The organism is Azohydromonas caseinilytica (assembly GCF_012927045.1).
GTDB lineage: Bacteria > Pseudomonadota > Gammaproteobacteria > Burkholderiales > Burkholderiaceae_C > Azohydromonas > Azohydromonas caseinilytica.
Map to the genome: position 1 here is coordinate 1 of NZ_JABBFW010000068.1, position 4,474 is coordinate 4,474.

The window sequence follows — 4,474 nt, forward strand, 5'->3', positions numbered from 1 at the left end:
CATGCCAGCACCAAGTCGATCAGCCGCAGCGCCGGCCGGTCGGCCGTGGCGGCTATTGCCTACCGCACTGCGTGCCGCCTGGTGGACGAGCGCACCGGCCAGGTCCACGACTACACGCGCAAGGGTGGCGTGCTGAGCACGGAAATCCTGCTGCCCGATGGCGGCAGCGCCGAGAGAAATGCCCTGTGGAATGCCGCCGAGGCGGCCGAGAAAAGGAAGGACGCGCGCACGGCGCGGGAGTGGGTCATTGCCCTGCCGTCCGAGCTGGACGCCCAGCAGCGGCAAGAGCTGGCCGTGGGCTTCGGTATCGAGCTGGCAACCCGGTACGGGGTGGCCGTGGATTTGGCAGTCCATGCGCCGGACCATGAAGGCGACAACCGCAACCACCACGCCCACATTCTGACCACGACACGGCAAGTCCAGCGGGACGAATCCGGTGCGCTAGTCCTGGGCAAGAAAGCCGTGATCGAGCTCAGCGACCGGGACCGCCGCGCGCTGGGCCTGGGGGCCATTGGCGAGGAAATAAAGGCCGTGCGGCAGCTCTGGGAGCAGACGGCCAATCGAGCACTGGAGCAGGCCGGCCGGGCCGAGCGGATCGACGCCCGCAGCCTGAAGGCCCAGGGCATCGACCGAGAGGCAACCCGGCACATGGGACCGGCCGCCACGGAAATGGAGCGCCGAGGCATTCAGACGGACCGGGGCGACATGAACCGGCAGGCCGCGGCCAACAACCAGGAGCGCGCGCAGCTGGTGGCCGAGGTGATCGACCTGCAGGAGCAGCGGCAGCGCCGGGACCAGGAGCGCCAGGAGGCGCGCAGGGAGGCCGCTGCCGCCCGACGCCAGAAGGCCAGGGACGCGCGAGACAAGGCCCGAGAGGAGCGGATTGCGGCCGGCGTGCGCGAGTTGGAGGCAGCGGCGAAGGATTGGCCGCCCCTGCAGCCTTTGGCGCCTCAGAAACCCGCCCAGCAGGCCGCCCCGCCGGCGCAGCCGCCGCGCCAGAGCCTGCCGAGCAGGCCCGCCCCAGCCGTGCCCCGGCAGCCTTCGCCGGAGGAGCTACAGGCGCAGCGAGAGCGGGCCGAGCGCGAGCGCATCGAGCGCATGAGCATCGAGGAGCTGAGCCAGGAAATCGGGCGGCTGCGGCCGCAGCCTGCGGCGCAACTGGCCTTGGGGGACGAGGCCGTGAAGGCTGCCCTGGAGGTGCAGCAGAAGCTGGAGGAGCAGATCGCCAGCAGCCGGGCGCGCGAGTCCTCAGCTTGGGAAGCCGTTCAGACGTGGCGCCAGGACCACCCGATGAAGACCTGGGCGCATGACGCGGGGGTGTTCCGCTCGGAGTTCCTGATCCAGCAGGAAGCGGCAGCGGTGGATGCCCGTTCGGCACGACATGCGGCCGAGGTTTCACTGCCGGCCACGAAGCGCGAGGTAGAGAAGCTGTGCCTGCAGGCAGAGCGGCGCATCTTGGTTGAGCAGGCACCCATACGTGCCCAGATAGCCGAGCTGCAGAAGGTGCTGGACGCCAAGCAAGAGCGGGCGCGGCTGGTGCGCGACTTCCGGGAGGTGGCCGCGAAGCGGGCCGGGCCGATGCTCGGATGGGGCGACGGGGGCAAGCAGTGGCAGGTGACGCCGGCGCCGCTGCGGGAGCTGATCGAGATCTACAACCGGGCGCCACCGCAGGCACAGGCGGCGATCCTGCAGCGGCTGGGCAACGACCAGCAGGCGAACCAGCACGTCAGAGGGCTGCTGGAGCAGCGCCAGGAGCTGGTGCAACAGCAGCAGCAAGACCGGGGCTGGAGCCATGGCAGGTAGAAGCCAGCGTGGCACCCTCACCCGTTTTTGCCCCAATTTCGGCCTTGAAAGCGGTCAAGGGTCGCAATAGGGCCGTGCTGTAATTCTTTGACCCAGAAATGGTGAAGGCCCCGGGGTCTAGTCCACCACCGGAGCCTTCTAGCCAGCGTGTGAGAAGGACACGCCAACCATGAGCGAAATCCTAACCCGAGGCGAGCAGCTTGATCTGTTCGCGGACATCGGCCGGTGGCCGCGCCGTCCCTATTGCAGCGACGACCTAGCGAGCGGCTTGCGTATCCGCAGCCTGGCCAGCGCACTGACCAAGGCGTACATCCAGGCCAACCCGCCACACCTACGCGTGTGGGCGTTGTTTGACATCGACCGCCCGGGGGCTGCCTGCGCCTGGGAAGACGCCTACCTGCCCCCGCCCACGTGGACCTCGATCAACCGCACCAATGGGCACGCACACAGCGTCTGGGGCCTGCGCGTGCCGGTGCTGACCGATGGCCTGGGGGCACGGGATGCACCCCTGCGCTACCTCTGCTCCATCGAGTCCCTGATGGCTGAGCGGCTGGAGGCAGATCCGGGCTTCGGCGGGCTCATCACCAAGAACCCGGCACACCCGCTGTGGATGACGTTGAAGGGCCCGCGTCTGGCCTACGACCTGATCGAGCTGGCCGAGTACCTGCCGGGGCTGGAGAAGCACAGGCCGAAGCGCCGCGCGCCCGAGCAGATCGGCCTGGGGCGCAACGTTGCCCTGTTCGACCGGGTGAGGCACTGGGCTTACCGGGCCATCCGGCCGTACTGGGGTACCGGGCTGCAGGGCTGGAACGCGTGGCTGTCCCAGTGCAACAGCCGGGCGCTGACCTACAACGCCGACTTTCTGACCCCACTAGGCGGGCGCGAGGTGTGGCACATCGCCCGCTCAGTGGCGAAGTGGACGTGGAAGCACACCACTGCGGAAGGCTTCAGCTCCTGGCAGGCCAGAGCGGGCCAGAAGGCCGGCATTGCCTCAGGCAAGGTCCGTAGGCAGGCCAGCGAAGACAAACGCGTCACGGCCCGCCTGATGGCTGCTGCGGGCCGTTCTGTGCGCGAGATTGCGGCTGAGCTAGGTGTGGGCAAGTCCACCGTAGATCGCTGGGTTCGCGACTGACGCTTCTCGGCCCCTTGTGTGTGCCTAATTTTTGAGCACTGGTGTCGCGGCCCAACGTGACAACGACTTAGGACGGCACTGGGCGGGTTGTCCCTCGACTTGCGCACAGTTCCTGGGGATAGCCGGCGCTGGCGTTGCCGGGCAATAGACGCTTTGCGAGGTGTCCCACGAACCCATATCAGGTAACAGCGCCCGGGAGGGCGTTGCAGGGGGTTCAGGGGTCTTCTTCTCTCACTGGTGGGCAAGCCGACGGGGGGCAACCTTGTAGGTTGTCCCCGGGCGGCGCGCAGCTGTCGGGGAGCGGTGGGGATCGAGCGAACCCCGCAGGGGCCGTCCACAGCCTTGTGCTGTGGGCGGGCTCGATGTCCACCGTGGGCGCGATCGCTGAAGCGCTGCGCTGGGGACGGGTGGGGGTCCGGGGGAGGGGGCTTAAGCCCATTTTTATTAATAAAGGTTAAATCGCGAAAATGGAAATAGAAAAGACAGAGAAAGCATTTCGGCAATATCTCCGCAGAGAGAAAAAGTTGCTAAAAGAACTTGGTGCTCGCGATATTCTTCATATTGCGACAGAATTTTGGTTATCCAATCCAGTGGATGGCCTTCGTGCAGATGAAGGAGATGGGCTTGTCGCTTACTTTGAACTGCTTGATCGTCGCGGCATAATTTATGAGTTTGGGGTCAATAGAGTTATGCGTATTGCGGAGGAGCCAAGCGAAGAGTGGCATGCATGGTCGCCTGCTTGGAAACTGCGAATTTCTATTGGCTTTAAGCCTACGCCTGAGATTTTTCAGCTCAAACCTTCAGTTGTGAGCTTGTATTCTTGTTGGGATAGAAAAGATTTTTCTTCGTTTCTTTCGGAAGTTGAGGAATCGCCTCCTTTCAAGCTTGTATTGCCCTACGTACAGCATTCATCTTCGATTGCTCTCTCTGAGTGTAATGGTCCTTCTGGCGCAGTAAATCACCCGACACAGGGGCTTTCCTGGGCTATTGCATAGCTTATGAATTAATTTGCTTTAATTCATCCAGTAGTGGAGCGAGGCGTTTCTTATCTGCGTCGCGTGTCACGACCTTGCTTGCTTCAATTAATAGCCATTCGCGGACGCGCGGATTATTGCGTGCTGCATTAAGTAATATTCCGCCGAGGATGATTTTCTGCCCTGCTTCTAACTTGCGGCTTTGATGACGCAAGCGGGCGATCTTGGCATCCAGGGCTGCAATCTTCTGTTCCAACGTCCGTGTCATTGGCTTGCTCCTGAGACGGCGGCGCGTGGCTACGATGCACTTCCTGCCTTGCGGAAGCAAGCAGTGAAGTGCGCACTTTCGACATGCCTTCGGCATGTCACGTGCGGCAGGGGTTTCACCCCTGCACCCCGGGCAGCGTCTCAGCCAGGAGGCAGGCGGTGGCGATATTTCATGCCAGCACCAAGTCGATCAGCCGCAGCGCCGGCCGGTCGGCCGTGGCGGCTATTGCCTACCGCACTGCGTGCCGCCTGGTGGACGAGCGCACCGGCCAGGTCCACGACTACACGCGCAAGGGTG

5 protein-coding genes are annotated in these 4,474 nt (G+C 64.2%); 4 read left to right on the forward strand and 1 reads right to left on the reverse strand.

The window, feature by feature from the left end; genetic code table 11:
- From mobQ to HHL10_RS29825, 3 genes are all read left to right on the forward strand, one after another.
- The coding region (gene mobQ, locus HHL10_RS29815) for a MobQ family relaxase (protein ID WP_205833295.1) at positions 1-1,803 on the forward strand (1,803 nt) is incomplete at its 5' end.
- 169 nt (positions 1,804-1,972) lie between these two features.
- Positions 1,973-2,935, forward strand: a complete 963-nt coding sequence (locus HHL10_RS29820) for a replication initiation protein (protein ID WP_169164062.1) — start codon at positions 1,973-1,975, stop codon at positions 2,933-2,935.
- A gap of 467 nt (positions 2,936-3,402) precedes the next feature.
- On the forward strand, positions 3,403-3,930 hold the full coding sequence (locus tag HHL10_RS29825; protein WP_169164063.1) for a hypothetical protein: 528 nt from the start codon (positions 3,403-3,405) through the stop codon (positions 3,928-3,930).
- A gap of 1 nt (position 3,931) precedes the next feature.
- Here the strand turns inward: HHL10_RS29825 and HHL10_RS29830 are convergent, their stop codons facing one another.
- Positions 3,932-4,165 carry a mobilization protein gene (locus HHL10_RS29830; RefSeq protein WP_205833296.1) on the reverse strand — a complete coding sequence of 78 codons (234 nt, stop codon included), beginning with the start codon at positions 4,163-4,165 and terminating at the stop codon, positions 3,932-3,934.
- A gap of 95 nt (positions 4,166-4,260) precedes the next feature.
- Between HHL10_RS29830 and HHL10_RS30350 the strand changes: the two genes are divergently transcribed.
- The coding region (locus HHL10_RS30350) for a MobA/MobL family protein (protein WP_205833297.1) at positions 4,261-4,474 on the forward strand (214 nt) is incomplete at its 3' end.